This is a genomic window from Thiemannella venezuelensis, from assembly GCF_014203605.1.
Classification (GTDB): domain Bacteria; phylum Actinomycetota; class Actinomycetes; order Streptosporangiales; family Streptosporangiaceae; genus Planomonospora_A; species Planomonospora_A venezuelensis.
This window is the reverse complement of the sequence record NZ_JACHJJ010000015.1, coordinates 124,267-145,168: the sequence shown is the minus strand read 5'-3', so window position 1 is coordinate 145,168 and position 20,902 is coordinate 124,267. Positions and strand designations below refer to the sequence as shown.

The 20,902-nt window shown below is 71.8% G+C and carries 17 protein-coding genes; 8 read left to right on the top strand and 9 right to left on the bottom strand.

Translation table 11 applies throughout. The annotated features are described in order from the left end of the window. Positions 1-15: 15 nt before the first annotated feature. The 3 genes from FHS22_RS21990 to FHS22_RS21980 all read right to left on the bottom strand — a co-directional run bounded on the left by FHS22_RS21990 (position 16) and on the right by FHS22_RS21980 (position 4,071). Complete coding sequence (locus tag FHS22_RS21990; protein WP_184944462.1) at positions 16-2,085, bottom strand: RecQ family ATP-dependent DNA helicase; 2,070 nt, start codon at positions 2,083-2,085, stop codon at positions 16-18. Positions 2,086-2,149: 64 nt separating this feature from the next. Next, positions 2,150-2,986 (bottom strand): TauD/TfdA dioxygenase family protein, encoded by an 837-nt coding sequence (locus FHS22_RS21985; protein WP_184944346.1) that lies wholly within the window; start codon positions 2,984-2,986, stop codon positions 2,150-2,152. Positions 2,987-3,270: 284 nt separating this feature from the next. Further along, a complete protein-coding gene (locus FHS22_RS21980) occupies positions 3,271-4,071 on the bottom strand; it encodes an immunoglobulin domain-containing protein (RefSeq protein WP_221473941.1) in 801 nt (266 codons plus the stop codon). Positions 4,072-4,145: 74 nt separating this feature from the next. Here FHS22_RS21980 and FHS22_RS21975 point away from each other — a divergent pair, with 74 nt between their 5' ends. Then, complete coding sequence (locus FHS22_RS21975) at positions 4,146-4,736, top strand: GNAT family N-acetyltransferase (RefSeq protein WP_260408162.1); 591 nt, start codon at positions 4,146-4,148, stop codon at positions 4,734-4,736. A gap of 205 nt (positions 4,737-4,941) precedes the next feature. After that, entirely contained in the window at positions 4,942-7,452 is a 2,511-nt protein-coding gene (locus tag FHS22_RS21970; protein WP_184944343.1) for a DNA gyrase/topoisomerase IV subunit A, read from the top strand. Between the two features lie 135 nt (positions 7,453-7,587). On the opposite strand, the gene FHS22_RS21965 is transcribed toward FHS22_RS21970, so the two are convergent. Continuing rightward, entirely contained in the window at positions 7,588-7,953 is a 366-nt protein-coding gene (locus FHS22_RS21965) for a VOC family protein (protein WP_184944341.1), read from the bottom strand. Between the two features lie 197 nt (positions 7,954-8,150). Next, positions 8,151-8,468 carry a hypothetical protein gene (locus tag FHS22_RS21960; protein WP_184944339.1) on the bottom strand — a complete coding sequence of 106 codons (318 nt, stop codon included), beginning with the start codon at positions 8,466-8,468 and terminating at the stop codon, positions 8,151-8,153. A gap of 172 nt (positions 8,469-8,640) precedes the next feature. Here FHS22_RS21960 and FHS22_RS21955 point away from each other — a divergent pair, with 172 nt between their 5' ends. Beyond that, positions 8,641-9,135, top strand: coding sequence for a carbonic anhydrase (locus FHS22_RS21955; RefSeq protein ID WP_184944337.1), 495 nt, complete (start codon positions 8,641-8,643; stop codon positions 9,133-9,135). A gap of 82 nt (positions 9,136-9,217) precedes the next feature. Here FHS22_RS21955 and FHS22_RS21950 read toward each other — a convergent pair whose 3' ends face one another. Beyond that, on the bottom strand, positions 9,218-11,296 hold the full coding sequence (locus FHS22_RS21950; RefSeq protein ID WP_184944336.1) for a DNA gyrase/topoisomerase IV subunit B: 2,079 nt from the start codon (positions 11,294-11,296) through the stop codon (positions 9,218-9,220). 242 nt (positions 11,297-11,538) lie between these two features. Here FHS22_RS21950 and FHS22_RS21945 point away from each other — a divergent pair, with 242 nt between their 5' ends. Beyond that, complete coding sequence (locus FHS22_RS21945; protein WP_184944334.1) at positions 11,539-11,769, top strand: DUF7455 domain-containing protein; 231 nt, start codon at positions 11,539-11,541, stop codon at positions 11,767-11,769. 5 nt (positions 11,770-11,774) lie between these two features. Here the strand turns inward: FHS22_RS21945 and FHS22_RS21940 are convergent, their stop codons facing one another. Further along, positions 11,775-12,560: a GNAT family N-acetyltransferase gene (locus FHS22_RS21940; RefSeq protein ID WP_184944332.1), complete on the bottom strand. Its 786-nt coding sequence runs from the start codon at positions 12,558-12,560 to the stop codon at positions 11,775-11,777. Positions 12,561-12,651: 91 nt separating this feature from the next. On the opposite strand from FHS22_RS21940, the gene FHS22_RS21935 reads away from it, so the two are divergent. Then, positions 12,652-13,386 carry a YaaA family protein gene (locus tag FHS22_RS21935; RefSeq protein ID WP_184944330.1) on the top strand — a complete coding sequence of 245 codons (735 nt, stop codon included), beginning with the start codon at positions 12,652-12,654 and terminating at the stop codon, positions 13,384-13,386. Between the two features lie 180 nt (positions 13,387-13,566). Here the strand turns inward: FHS22_RS21935 and FHS22_RS21930 are convergent, their stop codons facing one another. Further along, on the bottom strand, positions 13,567-15,204 hold the full coding sequence (locus FHS22_RS21930; protein WP_184944328.1) for an RNA polymerase sigma factor: 1,638 nt from the start codon (positions 15,202-15,204) through the stop codon (positions 13,567-13,569). A 240-nt stretch (positions 15,205-15,444) separates the two neighbouring features. Continuing rightward, the gene (locus FHS22_RS21925) at positions 15,445-17,538 is read right to left on the bottom strand and encodes a SpoIIE family protein phosphatase (protein WP_184944327.1); all 2,094 of its coding nucleotides are present in this window, start codon (positions 17,536-17,538) and stop codon (positions 15,445-15,447) included. Between the two features lie 523 nt (positions 17,539-18,061). Here FHS22_RS21925 and FHS22_RS21920 point away from each other — a divergent pair. The 3 genes from FHS22_RS21920 to FHS22_RS21910 all read left to right on the top strand — a co-directional run bounded on the left by FHS22_RS21920 (position 18,062) and on the right by FHS22_RS21910 (position 20,897). Further along, positions 18,062-18,304, top strand: coding sequence for a hypothetical protein (locus tag FHS22_RS21920; RefSeq protein WP_184944325.1), 243 nt, complete (start codon positions 18,062-18,064; stop codon positions 18,302-18,304). A gap of 242 nt (positions 18,305-18,546) precedes the next feature. Further along, complete coding sequence (locus FHS22_RS21915; protein ID WP_420829987.1) at positions 18,547-20,121, top strand: hypothetical protein; 1,575 nt, start codon at positions 18,547-18,549, stop codon at positions 20,119-20,121. Positions 20,122-20,132: 11 nt separating this feature from the next. Beyond that, positions 20,133-20,897, top strand: coding sequence for a LamB/YcsF family protein (locus tag FHS22_RS21910; protein WP_184944323.1), 765 nt, complete (start codon positions 20,133-20,135; stop codon positions 20,895-20,897). The last annotated feature ends 5 nt before the right edge of the window (positions 20,898-20,902 follow it).

Genomic DNA, 20,902 nt, shown 5'->3' with positions numbered 1-20,902 from the left:
TCGGCCTGGGGGTGGTCAGCTCGTCACCGCCAGGGCCAGGGGGAGCACGGCGGGCGCCCCGGCGTGGCGGAGCATGGCGGCGCCCAGGGTCATCGTCCAGCCGGTGTCGACCCGGTCGTCGACGAGCAGGACCGGGCCGCCCGCCGCGGCGACCGCCGGGCCCAGGGCCGACGGCAGCGCGAGGGTGGCCCGGACGGCCTGGACCCGCTGGGCGCTGTTGAACTGCCGGCCGGGCGGTCCCGCACGGTAGCCCAGATCACCCAGGTAGGACAGACGGCCGATCTGGGCCAGCCGCTCGGCCAGGCTCCGGACGAGCTGCGGCCGGGTGGCCGAGGGCGCCGCGACCACGGCGACCGGGCGCTCGGCCCACTCCCACGACGACAGCACCGCGACCACGGCGGCGAACACGTCGTCGGGGACCGGCCCGTCGGGGGCGCCCTCGGCGAGCAGGCCGCGCAGGCGGTTGCCCCAGCCGATGTCGGTGAGGCGGCCCAGCGCCCGGCCGGACTCGGCGCCCAGCTCGGGCTTGATCCGGCCCTTGAGGTCGCTCAGCCCGGTCGGCCACTGCCGCCGCGGCTCGATCTCCACACCCGGCCGCTGCAGGCTCGCGGCCGCGCGCTGCACGGCCTCCGCCCCGACCTCGGGCGAGCGGTGCACGCCGGTGCAGTTGTCGCAGCGCCCGCAGGGCGCGGCGGAGTCGTCGTCCAGACGGCGGCGGAGGAACTCCTCGCGGCAGCCGGGGGTGTCGAGGTAGTCGAGCATGGCCTTCTGCTCGGCCTCCCGCTCGGCGGCGACCCGGGCGTAGCGGTCGGCGTCGTAGGCCCACTCCTCGCCGGTGGCCTCCCACCCGCCCCTGACCCGGCGGACCGCGCCGTCCACGTCGAGGACCTTGAGCATGGTCTCCAGACGGGTGCGGCTGAGGTCGACGCGGTTCTCCAGGGCCGCGGTGGACATCACCCCGCCCTCGGTGAGCGCGGCCAGCACGGTGCGGACGACCGGCTCGGGCGGGAAGGCCAGCGAGGCGAAGTAGGCCCAGATCTCGCGGTCCTCGGCGCCGGGCAGCAGGATCACCTCGGCCCGTTCCACCCCGCGCCCGGCCCGGCCGACCTGCTGGTAGTAGGCGACCGGCGACTGCGGGGCGCCGACGTGCACGACGAAGCCGAGGTCGGGCTTGTCGAAGCCCATGCCCAGCGCGGAGGTGGCGACCAGCGCCTTGATCTTGTTGTCGAGCAGGGCCTGCTCGGCGGCCAGCCGCTCGGCCTGCTCGGTCTGGCCGGAGTAGGCGGCCACCTCGTGCTCCTGCTCGCGCAGGTAGGCGGCGATCTCCTGGGCGGCGGCCACGGTGAGGGTGTAGACGATTCCGGAGCCGGGCAGCTCGTGCAGGGTCTGGGCGAGCCAGGCCAGGCGTTGTTCGGCGCCGCGCAGCCGTACCACGCTCAGGTGGAGGCTCTCGCGCTCCAGGGCCCCGCGCAGGACGAGCGTCTCCTCGCCGAGTTGCTCGGCGACGTCGCGGGTGACGCGGGCGTTGGCGGTCGCGGTGGCGGCCAGGACCGGCACGCCCTCCGGGAGGTCCTCGAACAGCGTGCGCAGCCGCCGGTAGTCGGGGCGGAAGTCGTGGCCCCAGTCGGAGATGCAGTGCGCCTCGTCCACCACGACCAGGCCCGCGCTCTCGGCCAGCGCGGGCAGGACCTGGTCGCGGAAGTCGGGGTTGTTGAGCCGCTCGGGGCTGACCAGCAGCACGTCGACCAGGCCGTCGGCGACCTGCCCGTAGATCTGCTCCCACTCCTCGGGGTTGGCCGAGTTGACGGTGACCGCGTGGATGCCGGCCCGCTCGGCGGCGGCGATCTGGTTGCGCATCAGGGCGAGCAGCGGCGAGACGATGACGGTCGGCCCCTCGCCCAGCTCGCGCAGGAGCGCGGTGGCGATGAAGTAGACCGCCGACTTCCCCCACCCGGTGCGTTGCACGACGAGGACCCGGCGCCGGTCCATGACCAGCGCCTTGATCGCCGACCACTGGTCGTCGCGCAGCCGGGCGTGCTCGCCGGCGAGCGCGCGCAGCCGCTCCTCGGCCTCTTCCCGCAGCATCAGCTCTTCGTCCACCGGTCATTGCTATCAGGTCCCGGTGACCGTTTCGCCCGGCCGCCGGATTTCAGCTGCTCCGGTACTCGGGGTCCAGGTGCTCGGGGAAGGCGTTGATGGTGACCCGGTGCATGCGGCGGCGCTCGGTGTAGTCGGCCACGGCGTAGTGCTGGGTGCTGCGGTTGTCCCAGAAGGCCAGGGTGCCGGGGCGCCAGTTGAGCCGGACCTGGTACTCGGGGGAGCGGATGTGGTCGATCAGGTACGGCAGCAGCGCCTCGTTCTCCCGGTCGGACAGCTGCACGAGCCGGGTGGTGGAGGCCCGGTTGACGAACAGCGCCTTGCGGCCGGTCTCGGCGTGCACGCGCACGACGGGCCGCTCGATCGGCGGCCACTTGGCCTGGATCTCGGCCAGGTCGAAGTCGTGGCCCTTGGAGATGGCCTTCTTCATCGAGGCCGTGATGTCGTGGACGGCGGTGAGCTCCTCGCAGAGCCGCTGGATGGCCGGGGAGAGCGTCTCGTAGGCCATGCAGGCGTTGGCCCAGAGGGTGTCGCCGCCGACGCTGGGGAGCTGGACGCAGCGCAGCAGCGAGCCCATGGGCGGGATCGGCTCGAAGGTGTTGTCGCTGTGCCACTCGTCGCCGCCCTCGCCCTTGGGGTCGGTCTGGTCGAGGACGTGGATGGGGGTGCCGCTGTCCTTCTTGAAGGCCGGGTGGTTGATCGTGCCGAAGTTCTCGGCGAAGCGGATGTGCTCCTCGTCGGTGATGTGCTGGTCGCGGAAGAAGAGCACCTTGTGCTCCAGCCAGCCCCGCCGGATCTCCTCGGCCTCGCCTTCCGAGAGCGGCTTGCGCAGGTCGACGCCGCTCACCTCGGCGCCGATGTGCCTGGTCACCTGCTTGAACTCGATCATCTTGACGCTCCTGTGTCGGTGTCCGCACGCCGGTCCCGGGGGCGGGGGCCCGCCCCGGCCCGTTCAGCCGCAGCGGTGCCCGACCGCGCCAATCAAGCAACCGCTTGGTCAAGCATATGCCCGAACCGCCTTACGGAAGAGAGTGACGTAGGTCACTCCAGGACCCGGTTCGGATGCGGAGACCCGGCGGGCGGGGGCCGCGGGCACCGGGTCTCCCGCCGGGAACCTCCGCATCCCACCGGAAGCGGGGCGGGAGCCGTACGCCCGGAGTGCGGAGGCTCCCGTCAGATCTCCTCGACCGACCCGCACTCCCCCTCCTTCACCGGGGCGGACTTGCCGCCGTAGGCGTCGTCCACCGGGCCGGATCCGCCCCCTTCTCCGGCGAAGTCGGGCCTCAGGAAGGCGTCGGGAGAGTTGCACAGTGTTCCCGCGTTCCACGAATCGACCGAATCGCCCTCCCAGTTGCGGAGCCTGCCCTTGGGCTCGTCCCGCCAGAACAGGTGGCGCCCCTTGCCGTAGGCCATCACCCGGACGATGGGCGCCGCCTTGCCCGCGGGGCGGACCGCGTAGACGAAGCGCGCCTCGTAGTCGACCCGCAGCTCCGGGTCGCCGTTCTCATCCTTGCCCGCCCCGGGGCTCAGCTTCGCCTGCACCTTGACGACATCGCCGACCAGCTCGGTCGTGCCCGGCGCGAAGCTGACGACCCAGGCCCGGGTGTTCTTCTCCAGGCTCTTGTGGTCGAGGTCCTCCAGGAAGGACTTACGCTGCTCGGGGTCGAGCACCTTCGCGTAGGCGTCCGGCTCCCCGCCGAGCAGCGTCTTCCTGTCGAGATAGGCGGCCTGCAGCATGCGGCTGCTGATCTCGAGGGCGGAGCGGACGTCCTCGGCGGAGAAGCCCGCCACGGCCCCGGCCTCGGGGATCACGATGCCCGCGGCGCCGTCGGCGAACTTCTCCGAGGGCGACCCCCTGAACGGCGCGTCCTCCGTGATCACCGCCGGATCCGCGAACAGCTCTGCGACCGCGTCGCCCGCGCCGCAGCCCGTCAGTGTCCCCGCCAGGCACAGCGCCGCGGCCAACGTCTTCATTCGATGAATAGACATGGCGGGATATTAGTGATTGATCACCTGCGGCTGCGGCGGGCCGTCCCGAGCATGGTTACATGAGCCTCACTATGGACGTCACCACCTGGTATCTCGAACAGACCTCGCCCTCCGACCTGCTTGCGGCCAAGCCTCCCGCGATCGAGCTGGACATCGTCCGCTCCGAGGTCCGCTCCCCCGAGTTCAACCGCTTCCTCTACACCGCCGTCGGCGGAGACTGGCAGTGGACCGGCCGGCTGCCGTGGACCTGGCGGCAGTGGGACGAGTGGCTGGGCCGGGGGGTGGAGACCTGGGTCGCCTACCACCGCGGCACCCCGGCCGGATACACCGAGCTGGTCCCGCAGGACGGCGGGACGGTCGAGGTGGCCTCCTTCGGGCTCGTGCACTGGGCCATCGGCAAGGGCGCGGGCGGGCGCCTGCTGGAGTTCTGCACGGCCCGCGCCTGGGATCTGGCCGAGCGCCACCCCGACCGCGAGCCGACCCGCCGGGTGTGGCTGCACACCTGCTCCCTCGACGGCCCGGTGGCGCTGGCCGCCTACCAGGCGCGGGGATTCCGGATCTACGACACGAGGCTCAACGAGCCCGGCGACGAGGACGAGGGCGCCACCCCCGGCCCCTGGCCCGGGGCCGGCCCCCGCGACCGACCGTGACAGGCGCCCACGTGACAGCGGACTCCGTACCCGTCCGCGCCGCGAGGACCCGTACCCGCCTGCGACGACGAGGCCGCCGGGCAGGGGCCCACGCGGGCCCCGTCCGCACGGCGGCCTCCCGCACGGCGCCTCATATCCCTCCATAACGCCCCGTCCGCCGCGTTGACGTCGCGGGCACCCCCCGCCCTTCGGCAGAATGTTCGACATGGCCCGACGGACGACCACACCCCCGCCTGACGAAGACTTCGAGGAGCGGATCGTCGACATCGACGTCTCCGCGGAGATGCGAACCAGCTTCCTCGAGTACGCATACTCGGTGATCTACCAGCGGGCGCTGCCCGACGCCCGCGACGGCCTCAAGCCCGTCCAGCGCCGCATCCTCTACTCGATGAGCGAGATGGGCCTGCGGCCCGACCGCGGGCACGTCAAGTCGTCACGGGTCGTCGGCGACGTCATGGGCAAGCTCCACCCGCACGGCGACACCGCCATCTACGACGCGCTGGTCCGCATGGCGCAGCCGTTCTCGATGCGGCTGCCGGTGGTCGACGGGCACGGCAACTTCGGCTCCCCCGACGACCTGCCCGCCGCGATGCGCTACACCGAGGCCCGCCTGGCCGCCTCGGCCATGGCGATGGTGCAGTCGATCGACGAGGACACCGTCGACTTCAAGCCCAACTACGACGGCCAGGAGAGCGAGCCCACGGTCATGCCGTCGGCCATCCCGAACCTGCTGGTCAACGGGGCCACCGGCATCGCGGTCGGCATGGCGACGAACATGGCGCCGCACAACCTCGTCGAGGTGGTCGCCGCCGCCCGGCACCTGATCAAGAAGCCCGACGCCACGCTCGAGGACCTGATGCGGTTCGTCCCGGGTCCCGACCTGCCCACCGGCGGCACGATCACCGGGCTGGACGGCGTCCGCGACGCCTACGCACGCGGCCGGGGCACCTTCCGGATGCGCGCCAGGTGCACGATCGAGCAGGTCAGCCCCAGGCGCAAGGGCATCATCGTCACCGAGCTGCCGTTCAACGTCGGCCCCGAGCGGGTGGTCACCAAGATCCGTGAGCTGGTCACCGCCAAGAAGCTGCAGGGCATCTCCGACCTGAAGGACCTCAGCGACCGGCACCGGGGCCTGCGGCTGGTCATCGAGATCAAGAACGGTTTCATCCCCGAGGCCGTGCTGGAGGAGCTCTACCGGCTGACGCCGATGGAGGAGAGCTTCGGCATCAACAACGTGGCGCTGGTCGACGGCGAGCCGCGCACGCTCGGCCTGCGCGAGCTGCTCCAGGTCTACGTGGACCACCGTCTCGACGTGGTCCGCCGCCGCTCGGCGCACCGCCGCCGCAAGCGCGAGGAGCGCCTCCACCTCGTCGACGGCCTCGTCATCGCCCTGCTCAACATCGACGAGGTCATCCAGGTCATCCGCTCCTCGGACGACTCGGGCCAGGCCCGCGAGCGCCTGACCGAGGTCTTCGAGCTCTCCCAGATCCAGGCCACCTACATCCTCGACACCCCGCTGCGCCGCCTGACCCGGTACGACAAGCTCGAACTCGACCGGGAGAAGCAGACCCTGCAGGACGAGATCGCCGAGCTGAGCGAGATCCTGTCCTCGGAGACCCGGCTGCGCAAGGTCGTCTCCGACGAGCTGGCCCAGGTCGCCAAGACCTACGGCACCCCGCGCCGCACGGTCCTGCTGGAGTCCTCCGGCGCCGCAAGGAAGGCGGCGGCGCCGGAAGAACTGGTGGTCGCCGACGACCCGTGCCTGGTCCTGTTCTCCTCCACCGGCCTGCTGGCCCGTACGGCCGACGCCTCCCCGCTGGCGGGCGAGGGCGACCGATCGGCCCACGACGTGCTGGTCTCGGTCGTCAACAGCACGGTGCGGGGCGAGGTCGGCGTGGTCACCAGCCAGGGCCGGATGATCCGGGTCCAGGTGGTCGACCTGCCGACGCTGCCGCCGTCGGCCAACCCGCCGTCGCTGTCGGGCGGTCATCCCGTCTCCGAATACGTCACCCTGAACCCGGGTGAGACGGTCGTGGGCATCGGCTCCCTCGACCCGGACGGGCCCGGCCTGGCACTGGGCACCGCGCAGGGCGTGGTCAAGCGGGTCGTGCCCGACTACCCGGCCAACCGCGACGACTTCGAGGTGATCGGGCTCAAGGACGGCGACACCGTGGTGGGCGCCGCGGAGCTGGCCTCCGAGGACCATGACCTGGTCTTCATCACCTCCGACGCGCAGCTCCTGCGCTATCCCGCCTCCGCCGTCCGGCCCCAGGGCCGCCCGGCGGGCGGCATGGCGGGCATCCGGCTGGACGGCACGGCGAGCGTCATCTGGTTCGGCGCCCTGGACCCCGCGCTGGAGTCCAGGGTCGTGACCATCGCCGGATCCTCCACCGCCCTGCCCGGCACCCAGGTCGGCGGGGCGAAGATCTCCGACTTCGCCGAGTATCCCGCCAAGGGCCGCGCCACCGGCGGCGTCCGCGCCCAGCGGTTCCTCAAGGGCGAGGACGTGCTGCTCCTCGCCTGGGCGGGCCCCGGCCCGGCCCGCGCCGTCTCCGCCACCGGCAAGCCCGTCCCGCTCCCCGAGGAGCTCGGCCGCCGGGACGGCTCCGGTGTCCGCCTCACCCACACGGTGGCGGCGGTGGGCGGCGCCCTGGGCACGACCGTTCACGCTCCCGGCGCCGGAGGGGCTCCGCGGGCCGAGAGCGCCGAAGACTGACGCGCTCCCCGGCCCGGGGGCCCTGCGCTGCCGGCGGTCCCGTCCCGGAAGGCCCGCTGCGGGCCTTCCGGGACGGGAGGCCCGCCACCGGGACGAAGCCGGGCCCGCCGTCTTCTGCGTGCCCGGCGACGCCTCTCAGGGCACGCAGAGACAGAACGGGTGTCCGGCGGGGTCGAGGAAGACCCGGAAGGAGTCGTCCTCGCTCGGCTGGTGGGCGTGCTTGACCGCGCCGATCGCGAGCACCTCCGCCTCGGCCTTGTCCATGTCGTCCACGGTCACGTCGAGGTGGAACTGCTGGGGACGGTCGGGGTCGGGCCAGTCCGGCGGCCGGTGGTCGGCGGCCTTCTGGAAGCAGAGCCGTCCCGGCCTGCCGTCGGTGACCACCACCCAGTCGTCCTCGACGCTGGTGACCTCCCACCCGAGCAGAGCGCTGTAGAAGTCGGCCAGACGCCTGGGATCGGGACAGTCGATGACGACGGATCGCATCCGGGCGATTCCCATGGTTCCTCCCATCTAAGACACCACTGAAGACCATACGATGGTGTATCTGCCGGTTCGACGGAAGACTTCTGACCGGATGGCGCCGGAGCATGCACGGGCACGGCACCGACCCGGGCGGGCGGATCCGGGAAGCCACCGGCCCGCACCGTCGCGATGACCGCCGGCCCGATCCCGGCCGGAGGGGACCGCCGGACCGGTCAGACGGGCGAACCCTGCAGGGCGGACGTGATCTCGGCGAGCAACCGCCCGGGCTCGCCGGACTCCCAGAAGCGGATGATCCTGGCGATCTCCTCCCCGGGCCGGAACTCACCGAACCCCTGGGGGCCGAAGCAGCCGGCCTCCCCGAGGATCTCCAGGAACGGGTCGTCCTCGGCCAACGACTCGACGTAGACCGTCGCATCCAGCAGAGCGAGCGCCGAGCGGGCGTTGCGTCCCCTGTCCCGGATCTCCACCCGGTCCAGCTTCCTTCTGGCCTGGTCACGCAGATAGCCGGCCAGCGATTCGGTCCTGCTCATCTACTTCTCTCCAAAAAAGCGATTCACCTTGCGTTACGGCATCATTACCTATAGTCAATGATGATCGCGCGATCTTCCGGAAGTTGGCCCCCTGTGGCCCCCCGGAAATATTCACGAAACGGGCATGGGGGATCATTGATCCGATGATTTCGCTGACCGAGGGGTGGATTACGTGAGTGCCTTCGACGACCTGCTGGCCGCCAACGAGGAGTTCTCCGCCGCGTTCGCCGGCTCGGAGCTGACCGGCAAGGCCGCACGCGGGCTTGCCGTGGTCACGTGCATGGACTCCCGGATCGACCCGCTGGGGGTGTTCGGCCTGAAGCCCGGGGACGCCAAGATCCTGCGCAACGCCGGCGCCCGGGTGACCGACGACGTGCTGCGCACGCTCGTCCTGGCGGTCTACCTGCTGGGGGTGAACCGGGTGCTGGTCATGCCGCACACCGACTGCGGCATGGCGAAGGCCACCGACGAGGACGTGCACCAGCTCGCCGCCGGGCACGGGGTGGACACCCGGAGCCTGGAGTTCCACACCGTCCCCGACCAGGACGCCGCGCTCCGCCACGACCTGATCCGGATCAAGAGCAGCCCGTTCCTCCCGCAGGACCTGGCCATCGGCGGCGCCATCTACGACGTGCGGACCGGAAAGCTCATGCCCGTCGACCTGTGACCCTCGACCGGACGCGCCCGGTGCGCTCCCGCCGCCGGGGGCGCACCGGGCGCGTCTCGGGTCCCGAAGCGGTCAGGCCGGCTCAGGCGTCGATGTGGTCGCGGTCGACCTCGGCCGCGCTGCCCACGATGAACTCGCGGCGCGGGGCCACGTCGCTGCCCATGAGGAGGTCGAAGATCCGCTCGGCCTGCTCGACGTCCTCGATCCGGACCCGGCGCAGAGTCCGGTGGCGCGGCTCCATGGTCGTCTCGGCCAGCTGGTCGGCGTCCATCTCGCCCAGGCCCTTGTAGCGCTGGACCGGGTCCTTCCACCGCTTGCCGCGCCGCTCCAAGTCGGCCAGGACGCGGTGGAGCTCGGCGTCGGAGTAGCAGTAGACGTACTTCTCCTTGCCCCGGCCCGGGTTGGTGATCTCGATCCGGTGCAGCGGCGGGACCGCGGCGAAGACCCGTCCGGCCTCGACCAGCGGCCGCATGTAGCGGTGGAACAGGGTGAGCAGCAGGCACCGGATGTGCGCGCCGTCGACGTCCGCGTCGGCCATCAGGATGATCTTGCCGTAGCGGGCGGCCTCGATGTCGAACGTGCGGCCCGAACCCGCCCCGATGACCTGGATGATCGCGGCGCACTCGGCGTTCTTCAGCATGTCGGCGACGGAGGCCTTCTGCACGTTCAGGATCTTGCCCCGGATCGGGAGCAGCGCCTGGAACTCCGAGTCGCGGGCCGCGCGTGCGGTGCCCAGGGCCGAGTCGCCCTCGACGATGAACAGTTCGCTGCGGTCGACGTCGTCGCTGCGGCAGTCGACCAGCTTGGCGGGGAGCGCGGAGTTCTCCAGCGCGGTCTTGCGCCGCTGGTTGTCGCGGTGCTCGCGGGCGGCGATGCGGGCCCGCGCCGCTGTGACGATCTTCTCCAGGGCCGCGCGCAGCTGCGGCTTGAGCGTGCGCGACGGGTTGGTGAACAGCTCCTTGAGCTCGCGGGAGACGACGTGGGAGACGATCCTGCTGGCGGCCGAGGTGCCGAGGACCTCCTTGGTCTGGCCCTCGAACTGCGGTTCTGGCACCCGGACGGTCACCACGGCGGTGAGGCCCTCGAAGATGTCCTCGCGGGTGACCGGGGCGTCACCGCTCTTGAGCAGGCGGATCTCGCGCAACTGCTCGTTGACCGTGCGGACCAGGGCCCGCTCGAAGCCGTTGACGTGGGTGCCGCCCTTGGGAGTGGCGATCACGTTGACGAAGGAGCGCACGGTGGCGTCGTAGCCCTTGCCCCACCGCATGGCGACGTCCACGGTGAGCTCGCGCTGGACCTCGGTGGGGTGCATGTGACCCAGGTCGTCCAGGATCGGCACGGTCTCGTGGAAGTGGCCGACGCCCTGCAGGCGCAGCACCTCGCAGACGGCCTCGTCGCGGGCGAGGAAGTCGGTGAACTCGGAGATGCCGCCGTCGAAGCGGAACTCCTCCTCGGTGGGCTCCTCGCCCCGGCTGTCGCGCACGGTCAGGGTGAGGCCGGGGACCAGGAACGCGGTCTGGCGGAGGCGGACGTGGATCTCGTCCAGGGAGACCTCGGCCTCGGGCAGGAAGATCTGGCGGTCGGCCCAGAAGCGCACGCGGGTGCCGGTGCCCTTGCCCTTGCCGGCGAGCGGGCCGCCGTCGCGCAGCCCGGACTTCTTCTTGAACTTGGCGGTGGGCCCGTCGCCGTCGAAGACGCCCGGGACGCCCCTGCGGAAGCTGATCTCGTGGATCCGGCCGTCGCGGTCGACCTCGACGTCCAGCCGGGAGGAGAGCGCGTTGACCACGGAGGCGCCGACGCCGTGCAGGCCGCCGGAGGCGGCGTAGGAGCCGCCGCCGAACTTCCCGCCCGCGTGGAGCTTGGTGTAGACGAGCTCGACCCCGGCCAGGCCGGTCTTCGGCTCGATGTCGACGGGGATGCCGCGGCCGTTGTCGCGAACCTCGACCGAGCCGTCGGCGTGCAGCTCGACCTCGATGCGGTCGCAGTGGCCCGCCAGGGCCTCGTCGACGCCGTTGTCCACGATCTCCCACAGGCAGTGCATGAGACCGCGGCTGTCGGTGGACCCGATGTACATGCCCGGGCGCTTGCGGACGGCCTCCAGGCCTTCCAGCACCGACAGATGACGGGCCGTATAACCCGTCTCCGTGCTAACTGCGGTCACGCCCACTCCCTCTGCGCTCGAACACGTGTGCGCAGCCTACCGTCCTTCCCGCTGCGGCGCGTCCTAGCTTGCCATCCGGTCGCCGACCGTGTTACTTCAAGCGTGATCCCCATCACTCTCGGATATATTCCGCTCTCGGCGTAGCCGCAGGTCGGTTGGGAACGTCCGCATCGGGTTAGATGTTGTCTCAAGTGACTGACGCCAGATCCCCCCAACCCCGGGGATGACCCGAAAGGCGATACGTGACTGGAGCTCTCGCCCCCGCCAAGCCGCTGACCGCCACGGACCGCTGTGACCGGTGTGGCGCCCAGGCCTATATCCGCGCGACCCTTCCCGTCGGTGGGGAGCTGCTGTTCTGCGCCCACCACGGGCGGCAGCACGTGGCAGTGCTCCGCGACAAGGGCGCCGACATCCAGGACGAGTCGGCGCGCCTCAGCGCCACTCCCTCGATCGCGCCCAACGACGAACGGTAGAGGGCTCAGCGGGCCCGATAGTGATATCGGCCCGCCACCGTGAAACCCAGCCGCTCGTAGAGCGACCGGGCTCCGGTGTTGGCCTCCACCACGAGCAGATACGCCTGCTCCGCGCCCTGTTCTCGTCCGTGTGAGAGCAGGGCGTTCAGCAGGCGTCCCGCGTGACCGCGCCGCCGGGCGTGCGGCAGCGTGGCCATGCAGTAGACCCCGAACCACTCCCCCTGCACGACGCCCCGACCCACCGCCTCCTCTCCCCCCGCTCCTGTGAGCGAGGCGTAGACGGCAGGCACTCCGGTGAGGATCCGGCCGGCCGTCTCCACGTCTCCCCCCGGCCTTCCGTCCACGCTCCACCAGACGTCCAGCCAGTCACACGCGGGCGCCTGCGCGAGCCGGACCTCCGGCCCCGGCGGCCGGCCCCCTCCGTGCCCTCCGGCGCCGCCCGCGCCCTCTCCGGTGCACGGGTACGGGCCCCCCGGTACGGCCTGCGCCAGCGGCATGGTCATCACCAGCGTCGGATCCACCACCCGGTAGCCGCGGGCCTCCAGCAGCGCGTCCAGACCGGGGCTCGCACCGCCGCCCACGGAGAACACGCACGGCAGCCCCCTCCCGGCGTAGAACCGTTCCGCCCCGGCCACGGCCGCCTCCAGGTCCGCCCGCTCTCCCAGCGGCAGCACGGAGTTGGCCCGTTTGCTCACCCCGCCCGCCGTACGGAACGTCCACCCGCCGGACTCGACCCGGTCGAGCGCGGGCCAGGCCTGATCGACGAGCCTGTCGAACACCTCAGTGATCATGGCAGGAGATTCTAGGGGGCGTCCGGCGCTCCGCCGGCGGCCGGGGCTCCCGGGCGGAGAGCCCGGCGAACAGCGCCTATGCTCGGAGACCGTGCTGATCCTGCTGCCTCCGTCCGAGGGCAAGGCCGGAGCGGGCGACGGCCCCGCTCTCGACCTGTCCGCCCTGAGTTTCCCCTCCCTGCCCCGGCAGGCCGTCCTGGACGCGTTGATCGCGCTGTGCGCGGGCCCGCGGGCCCGCGACGTGCTCGGACTCTCGGACGGCCTGCTCGGCGAGATCGGCAAGAACCGGGAGCTGCGGACCGCACCCACGCTGACGGCCGCCGAGCTCTACACCGGGGTGCTCTACGACAACCTCGGCCTGGGTTCCCTCCCGCCGGAGGCCTCCGCCCGGGCGGAGCGGAGCCTGCTGATCTTCTCCGGACTCTGGGGGCTGATCAGGACCACCGACAGGATCCCGCCGTACCGGCTGTCCATGGGCGTCAACCTGCCGCCGCTCGGCGGGCTGGGCGCCTTCTGGCGCCGCTCGATCACCCCGCTCCTCGACGCGGAGCCGGGCCTGGTCGTGGACCTGCGCTCCAGCACCTACGCGACGGCCTGGCGTCCGGGCGGGCGGGCGGTCACGGTGCGGGTCCTCAAGGACGGCAAGGTCGTCAGCCACATGGCCAAGGCGACGCGGGGCGTGATCGCCCGCTCCCTGCTGACGGGCGACGCCGATCCGCAGTCCCCGGACGAGCTGGTCAAGGTGCTCGACGAACTGGGCCACACCGTCGTCCTCGGCCCGGCCCCGGCCGGCAGCCGGTCCTGGACCCTCGACGTCCTGATCTGACCGGCCGCCCTCGCGGGCTCCGGGCACCGCGGGGCGGGCTCCGGGCCCGCCTCTCACGCCGCGGGCGAAGGACGACGCGAGCGGCCCGCGCCGGGTGGGCGCGGGCCGCTCGTCGGCCGAATCCTACCGGCGGAGTCCGACCGGCAGGGGCCCTGCCGCTCGGAGTCCGCCGATGCGGTCCTAGTCCAGGTAGTCGCGCAGGACCTGGGACCGGGACGGGTGGCGGAGCTTGGACATGGTCTTCGACTCGATCTGGCGGATGCGCTCGCGCGTCACCCCGTAGACCTTGCCGATCTCGTCCAGGGTCTTCGGCTGGCCGTCGGTGAGGCCGAACCGCATGGAGACCACGCCCGCCTCGCGCTCGGACAGCGTGTCCAGCACGGAGTGCAGCTGCTCCTGCAGGAGCGTGAAGCTGACCGCGTCCGCGGGGACGATCGCCTCGGAGTCCTCGATGAGGTCGCCGAACTCGCTGTCGCCCTCCTCGCCCAGCGGGGTGTGCAGGGAGATCGGCTCGCGGCCGTACTTCTGGACCTCGATGACCTTCTCGGGGGTCATGTCGAGCTCGCGGGCCAGCTCCTCGGGAGTGGGCTCGCGACCGAGGTCCTGCAGCATCTGCCGCTGGACACGGGCCAGCTTGTTGATCACTTCGACCATGTGGACCGGGATGCGGATGGTCCGCGCCTGGTCGGCCATGGCCCGGGTGATCGCCTGCCGGATCCACCAGGTGGCGTAGGTGGAGAACTTGTAGCCCTTGGTGTAGTCGAACTTCTCGACCGCGCGGATCAGGCCCAGGTTGCCCTCCTGGATCAGGTCCAGGAAGAGCATGCCGCGGCCGGTGTAGCGCTTGGCCAGCGAGACCACCAGGCGGAGGTTGGCCTCCAGCAGGTGGTTCTTGGCACGGCGGCCGTCCTCGGCGATCCACTCCAGCTCGGCGCGGACGTCCACCGGCAGCTTCTCGCCGTCGGTGCCGAGCTGCTCCTCGGCGAACAGGCCGGCCTCGATGCGCTTGGCGAGCTCGACCTCCTGCTCGGCGTTGAGCAGGGGGACCTTGCCGATCTGCTTGAGGTAGTCCTTGACCGGGTCGGCGGTGGCACCGGCGGCGGCGACCTGCGCCACGGGGGCGTCGTCGTCGTCGTCGGAGAGGATCAGGACCTCGTCGTCGCTCTGCGCGACGACGGCCTCGGCCTCGGCCTTGGGCTCCTCCTCGGCCTCGGTCTCCGCCTCCGCCTCGACCTCGACTTCGACCTCCTCGGTCTCCGCCTCCAGGTCGAAGTCCTCGAGCTCGACGTCGTCGAGGTCGATCTCCTCCTCGTCCTCGGCGTCGACCGCCTTCGGCTTCGGGTCGGCCTTGGGCGCGGGCGCCTGGGGGCCCGTGCCCTTGACGGGGCCGGGGGCCGGCTTCTTGGCCGCCGGAGCGGCCTTCTTCGCCGGGGCGGCCGGCTTCTTGGCCGCGGGCGCGGGCTCGGAGCCGCCGACGACCGCGGTGACGGTCTCCGGCTGCTCCTTGGCCGCCGCGGCGGCGGTCTTGGTCTTCCTGACCGGAGCGGCGGGAACCGCGGGGGTCCGGCGCTTGGCCTGGGGCTTGGACTTCTTGGGAGCCGCGGAGTCCTCAGCGGTCAGCCGCACCGTGATGCCCTCTTTGCTGAGGGTGCGCAGGATCCCGGCGGCCTGCGCCATCGGAATGTCCGCTTCCTCGACGGCCTTGCGGACATCCTCCGGATCGAGGAACCCCTGCGAGCGCCCCCGCTCCATCAGCTGCTGAATGACGGGCTCGTTCAGCTCGGATGGCTTCGAGCGAGTCGAACTTGCAGGCGACACGAACACCTCTCGAAGGGAAGCGAGACGAGAATGGACTCAGATGCCCGCTAGGGGCGGATGCCTCTAGTTGTGGTCAGCGAGGCCGCGGAACCGCGACGCACCTGCACAACATTCTGGCACGGCACCGAGATTCATACGGCCGCCTCCTGGCGGTTGCCCTCCACCCTAGGCCGACGAAGACAGTAGTGCGTACGGAAGCAGGGCACCGATACCCGAAAGCAACCCTTATGACTGTTTCATTCAGTCACTCTTCGTCGCCGGAGGAACATGAATTGCAAGCACCGTGACGTCATCATCCTGCTCATACCCTGCCAGCATCCGATCCACCAGGAAATCCAGCAGCATATGCGGACTTCCCACGACCTCCGGGGGCGCCTCCGTCACAACAGAACAAAGTTCGGCAAGTCCGGCGTCCAGTCCGCGCTTGCGGTTCTCCACGAGGCCGTCGGAGTACAGGACGGCGGTGTGACCGGGCGGGACGCAGAACCGGAACTGCCGCCGGCTCGCCGGCCAGCCGAGCGGGGTACCGGGCTCCCCCTCGCACAGCACCGGCACGCCCTGCGGCGTGACCAGCAGGGGCGGCGGGTGACCGGCCAGCGCCAGCGTGCCCTCTCCGGTCCCCGGCTCGACCACCATGTAGGCGAGAGTGGTGACCTGCTCCTCCTCCTCGGTCGCCTCGAAGACCCGGTCCAGGCCGGTGAGGACGGCCGCGGGCGGCGGGTTGGTCAGGGCCAGCGCCCGCATCGCGTTGCGGATGCGGCCCATCCCGGCCGCGGCTTTGACGCCCTTGCCCATGACGTCGCCGACCACCGCCGCCACCCGGCCGTCCTGCAGGACGAACGCGTCGTACCAGTCGCCGCCCACCTGGACGTGGCGGCTTCCGGAGCGGAAGCGCTGGGCGAGCGTCAGGCCGCGCACCACCGGCAGGCGGTCCGGCAGCAGGCTGCGCTGGAGCGTCTCGGCGGTGCGGTGCTCCCGCTCGAACAGGGTCGCCCGCTCGACGGCGAGCGCGCACTGCCCGGCGAGGGCCTCCAGGAAGACGCCGTCCTCCTGGGAGATCTTCTGGGGGCGGGTGAAGGAGAACCGCAGCGCGCCCAGGGCGCGGCCCGCGGCCAGCAGCGGCAGGCCCACCCACGCCCGCTCGTCGCTGTGGGCGAGGAATCCGTTGATGACCTCCTCGTCGCCCCCCGCGTCCACGAGCTGGGAGCGCAGGCTCTCGGGCGACTCGGCGAAGACCGGGCGGCGGCTGTTGACCGCCATGGTCATGACGCTGGAGTGCGAGAGCGGGATCTCCTCCCCCGGCGCGCCGGGGACGTCCGGGATGCCGCCGCCGTTGACCAGCTTCAGGGCGGCCCGGTCCGCGTCGAGCAGCGCCACCGCCGAGCGGTCGGCGGCCAGCGCCGTACGGCCCACGTCGATGATGACCTGGACGACCTGCTCCACCGTGAGCGCCTCGGCGAGGATCGCCGTGGCCCCCTGCAGCCGCGCCGTGCGCAGGGCCGCGGCGCCGAGCTGGTCGGTCAGCCGGCCGCGCATCTCCTCCGCCTCGCGCTGCGGGGTGACGTCGGTGTTCGCGCCGACCCACTCGACCACCTTGCCGTGCCGGATGATCGGCACGGCCCGCACCTCGAAGTGGCGGTAGCCGCTGGCCCGGGTGCGGACGCGGTAGTTCCACTCGAACATGGTCTGCCCGCGCAGCGCCTCCCGCCACGCCTCCTCGGTGTAGGCGCGGTCCTCGGGGTGGACGGCCTCCAGCCAGCCGTAGGCGAGGTAGTCTTCCAGCCCCTGGCCGGTGATGGCCCGCCACTGCGGCGCGTCCTCCAGGATCCCCCCGTTGGGGGCGGTGATCCACACGAGCTGCGACTGCGCCTCCACGAGTGAGCGGTAGCGCTCCTCGCTGCGCCGCAGGTCCTCCTCGATCTGCCTGCTCTCGGTGACGTCGACGCCCACCAGGCAGACCGCGCGGAGCACGCCCTTGTCGTCGTGGACCGGGGAGAAGGTCAGGGACCAGTGGCGGGTCTCCCCGCCGGCCGTACGGACCCGGACGCGCTGACCGGCCTCGACCTCGGCGCCCTCCGCGACGCCGCGGACCGAGCCCTCGATCAGCGCGGTCAGGTCGGCGGAGAGCAGCTCGCCCGGAGCGCGGCCGATCAGCCGCTCGGCGGGCAGGCCCACCACACCCGCGAAGACCTCGTCCACCCGCTGGAAGCGACCGGCGGGGTCGAAGAACGCGAAGGCGAACGGCGACTGGGACAGCAGGCCCTGCAGCAGGCCGGCGTCTGAGATGTCCACATCCGACTCCCGGGGACGGGGCACGGAGGTTTCGGCGCTCATGGTCGGCACCTCCGTCGCGTGCCAGGGTCTCCCACGAGGCACATCTCCAAACTTGCGAATCGGCGTAGCGCGGATCCGTGGGACCGGATCCCGCACTACATCATCGGCGATGGGCACCTACGGACGGAAGTCCCGCCCACGATGCGATGGACCCCCTGGCCGAGGGCCGGGATGCCCACGGTAACGCGCCGGACCGCGGCATGAGAGCGGATGCGTCACCAGCGCCCTCGAGCGCTCGCGGCCAGGACACTAGCAGGATCGCGCGGGACCGTCCCGACAACCGTTCACCTCACCTCGATCAACGCCCCGAGTAAGATCAGACTACTGACTCCGGTCAGGTTTGGCTTCCCCTTCGAGGACACCCGTTTACCTTCTCTGGGCCGTGGGCCGTCAAGGCAGGGGTCCGCTTTCCCTCTCACCCACCGGAGGCTTGACACGGGCGCGATACGTTATGGAATGAAAACGCACGTCCCCGCCGCCCATCCGGGGGATGTCCCCGGTAACCCGGAGGAATGTGACATCCATGCCCGCTCTCGCCACCCGTTCCACCACCGGCACGACGACGCTCCCCGAGCCCGTGAGCACCCGCCTGGCCGCGGAGTTCCTCACCGTCCCCCTCGACACCGTGGACAGGTGCGTGGCCGACGTCCGCGCCTGCACCGAGCACCTCGGCGTCGAGGCCACGCCCGAAGTGATCGAACGCGTCGCCCGTGAGCACCTCCTCGCCATCGTCAACTCCGCCCCGCCGCCCCGGGGCCTCCGGTAACGCGGGGCGTCCGCGGAAATCCCGTCCCGCCGGGAGCCGGAATCCCCGGATTCATCCGTGGGGACGGGCTCTCGGGCTAGGATTGCCTCCGATCGCGTGTGACGGCGAGGGCCGGGCCGGAGCGGGCGATCACCCCGATGTGGCGTCGCAGGGCGGTCCCCGCCCCGGGAAGCACGGAGAACACCCGCGGAGACCGGCTAAGATCCGCGGGTGACAGTCACGCGGCCGGTGGAGGAAACCGCTTGAGCCGCCGACACCGCAGGGACCCCCGGGAGAGCCAGGCACCCGACGAGGTGTTCTCCGAGATGCTGCTGGCCGCCCGCGAGCTGCTTGCCGTCCGCAGCCCTCTGGACGCCGAGCTCATGGTCTCCGACATGGTCGGCGCCTGGTGGGGGCGGCGGCTCCGGCGCGGGGACGCCGAACAGGTCCTCGGCGAGGGGCTGGTCGACTACGCGGCCAAGGCGGGTTCCCCCGCGGCGCTGACCCTGCTGATCGCGCTGGCCTACCTCGGCACCGCCCGGCAGGCGGCCAAGGCCGAGGGCGCGGCGCTGGCGCTCATCGAGCGCGGAGTGGCCCGGCCCCGCTGGGCCGACCGGCTGGGCGTGGTCAAACCGACCGGCTGCTACGTCTCCAGAGACGCCTACGGCGACCAGGACACCGTGGTGTGCACCTTCGGCTACCGGGGCGCCGACAGCGGCGAGGACCGGCACGCGCTGGTCGTGGTCGTCGACTACAACATGCGCGGCATCGCCCGCGACGCGTGGGTCTCCTCGCACGTGGACAGGCTGCTGGACCGGGCGCGGGCGGAGGCCGAGGCCAACGCGATGCTCCGGTTCGAGGAGATCGAGCCGCAGCAGGCCAGGGCTCTGCTCGAGTCGGCCATGAAGGCCACGGCGGAGTACGGCGACCGCAAGACGACCGCCCCGGTCAGCGAGAGCTACAGCACCTACCACGCCTTCGCCCGCTCCCGGCTCAAGGCGCTGCCGCCCGGCCGCAAGCGCCCGGCCCCCCTGCACAGCGAGGCCCCCTACAGCCGCGACCGCCGGGCGATGCTGGGCGCGGAGTTCCTCTCCTCGGAGGCGGCCGAGCAGTTGTCGGACCCGTCGGCGGCCTCCCGGTGCGCCGACCACATCATCGACTACGGCTGCGACCAGGACTTCGGCCGGCCCCTGCGGGTCAGCCCGACCAAGTGCGAGACGTTCCTGCTCGACTGGCTGCCGCGCAAGGTGATGCTGAGCCCGGCCGAGCAGGAGGCGATGCCGTACGCCCTGTCCGCCTGGGCCCGCTTCGCCGCGCGCCGCACCGGGCTGGCGGACGAGGGCCTGCGGGCCACGCTCGACGGGATCTGGGAGGCGACCGCCAAGTTCGCCGAGAACTACCGCGACCCGACGACCTTCGGCCTCGACCGCGACCTCGTGGAGCGGCTGCTGCCGGACGGCGACCTGTCGGCGCTGGCCCGGCGGGTCTTCGCCTTCCCCTTCCTGCAGGGCGTGCACGGCGAGATCAAGCTGGACCTGCTCAACCCGGCCGACGAGACCGACCGCCGGACCCTGCTCGAGATCGACCACGGCGACGACCGCGACCGGTTCGACTACGACGAGCACCTGGCCTGGCACGAGGAGATCGCCACCCGCCTGTGGGAGGGCGACCCGCCGCAGCTGTGGGAGGCCGCGCAGCGGCTGCTGGACCTCGGCCACGACCGGCACGAGGTGCTGCACGTGCTGATCGAGATCGCCGAGCGGATCGGCGACGATCCGGAGGAGCTCGCCACCGCCCTCGACGACATCGCCGACATCCCCGACGAACCTCCGCTGTAGGTGAGGCCCCGATGACCGACAGGGAGATCGACCTCAACGCCGACCTCGGGGAGGGTTTCGGCATCTGGCGGCTGGGTGACGACGAGGCCCTGCTCGACGTGGTGACCAGCGCCAACGTCGCCTGCGGCTTCCACGCGGGCGACCCCGCCACGATCCGCCGGACCTGCGCGGCCGCGGTCGACCGGGGCGTGCGCATCGGCGCCCAGGTCTCCTACCGGGACCTGGCCGGGTTCGGCCGCCGCGAGATGGAGGTGGACCCCGAGGAGCTGTGCGCCGAGGTGCTCTACCAGCTGGCGGCGGTGGACGGCATCGCCAGGGCGATGGGCGGGCGGGTCTCCTACGTCAAGCCGCACGGCGCCCTCTACAACCGGATCTGCCGCGACCCCGGGCAGGCCGAGGCGGTCGTGGCCGCCGTGGCCGGCTACGACCGGAGCCTGCCGGTGCTCACCCTGCCGGGCTCGGCCGTCCACGGGGTCGCCGCCCGCCACGGGGTCGCCACCGTCACCGAGGCCTTCGCCGACCGCGCCTACACCCCCGCCGGGACGCTGGTCCCCCGGCGCGAGGCCGGCGCGGTGATCCACGACCCGGACGCCGTCGCGACCCGGGCCGTGCGCATGGCGACCGCCCGGGTCGTGACCGCCGCCGACGGCTCCCAGGTCCCGCTGGAGGCCCGCTCGATCTGCGTGCACGGCGACACCCCGGGGGCCGTACGGCTGGCGCGGGCCGTCCGGGACGGTCTCGCCGCGGCCGGGGTGACCGTCAGGGCCTTCGCGTGACCCCG

Excerpts from the sequence above, each read along its gene's own strand:
- FHS22_RS21940 (WP_184944332.1), bottom strand. The coding sequence starts at position 12,560 with ATGATCACTGAGGTGTTCGACAGGCTCGTCGATCAGGCCTGGCCCGCG.
- FHS22_RS21985 (WP_184944346.1), bottom strand. The coding sequence starts at position 2,986 with ATGATCGAGTTCAAGCAGGTGACCAGGCACATCGGCGCCGAGGTGAGC.
- FHS22_RS21920 (WP_184944325.1), top strand. The coding sequence starts at position 18,062 with ATGCCCGCTCTCGCCACCCGTTCCACCACCGGCACGACGACGCTCCCC.
- FHS22_RS21960 (WP_184944339.1), bottom strand. The coding sequence starts at position 8,468 with ATGAGCAGGACCGAATCGCTGGCCGGCTATCTGCGTGACCAGGCCAGA.
- FHS22_RS21925 (WP_184944327.1), bottom strand. The coding sequence starts at position 17,538 with ATGAGCGCCGAAACCTCCGTGCCCCGTCCCCGGGAGTCGGATGTGGAC.
- FHS22_RS21990 (WP_184944462.1), bottom strand. The coding sequence starts at position 2,085 with ATGCTGCGGGAAGAGGCCGAGGAGCGGCTGCGCGCGCTCGCCGGCGAG.
- FHS22_RS21975 (WP_260408162.1), top strand. The coding sequence starts at position 4,146 with ATGAGCCTCACTATGGACGTCACCACCTGGTATCTCGAACAGACCTCG.
- FHS22_RS21980 (WP_221473941.1), bottom strand. The coding sequence starts at position 4,071 with ATGAAGACGTTGGCCGCGGCGCTGTGCCTGGCGGGGACACTGACGGGC.
- FHS22_RS21910 (WP_184944323.1), top strand. The coding sequence starts at position 20,133 with ATGACCGACAGGGAGATCGACCTCAACGCCGACCTCGGGGAGGGTTTC.
- FHS22_RS21970 (WP_184944343.1), top strand. The coding sequence starts at position 4,942 with ATGGCCCGACGGACGACCACACCCCCGCCTGACGAAGACTTCGAGGAG.
- FHS22_RS21965 (WP_184944341.1), bottom strand. The coding sequence starts at position 7,953 with ATGGGAATCGCCCGGATGCGATCCGTCGTCATCGACTGTCCCGATCCC.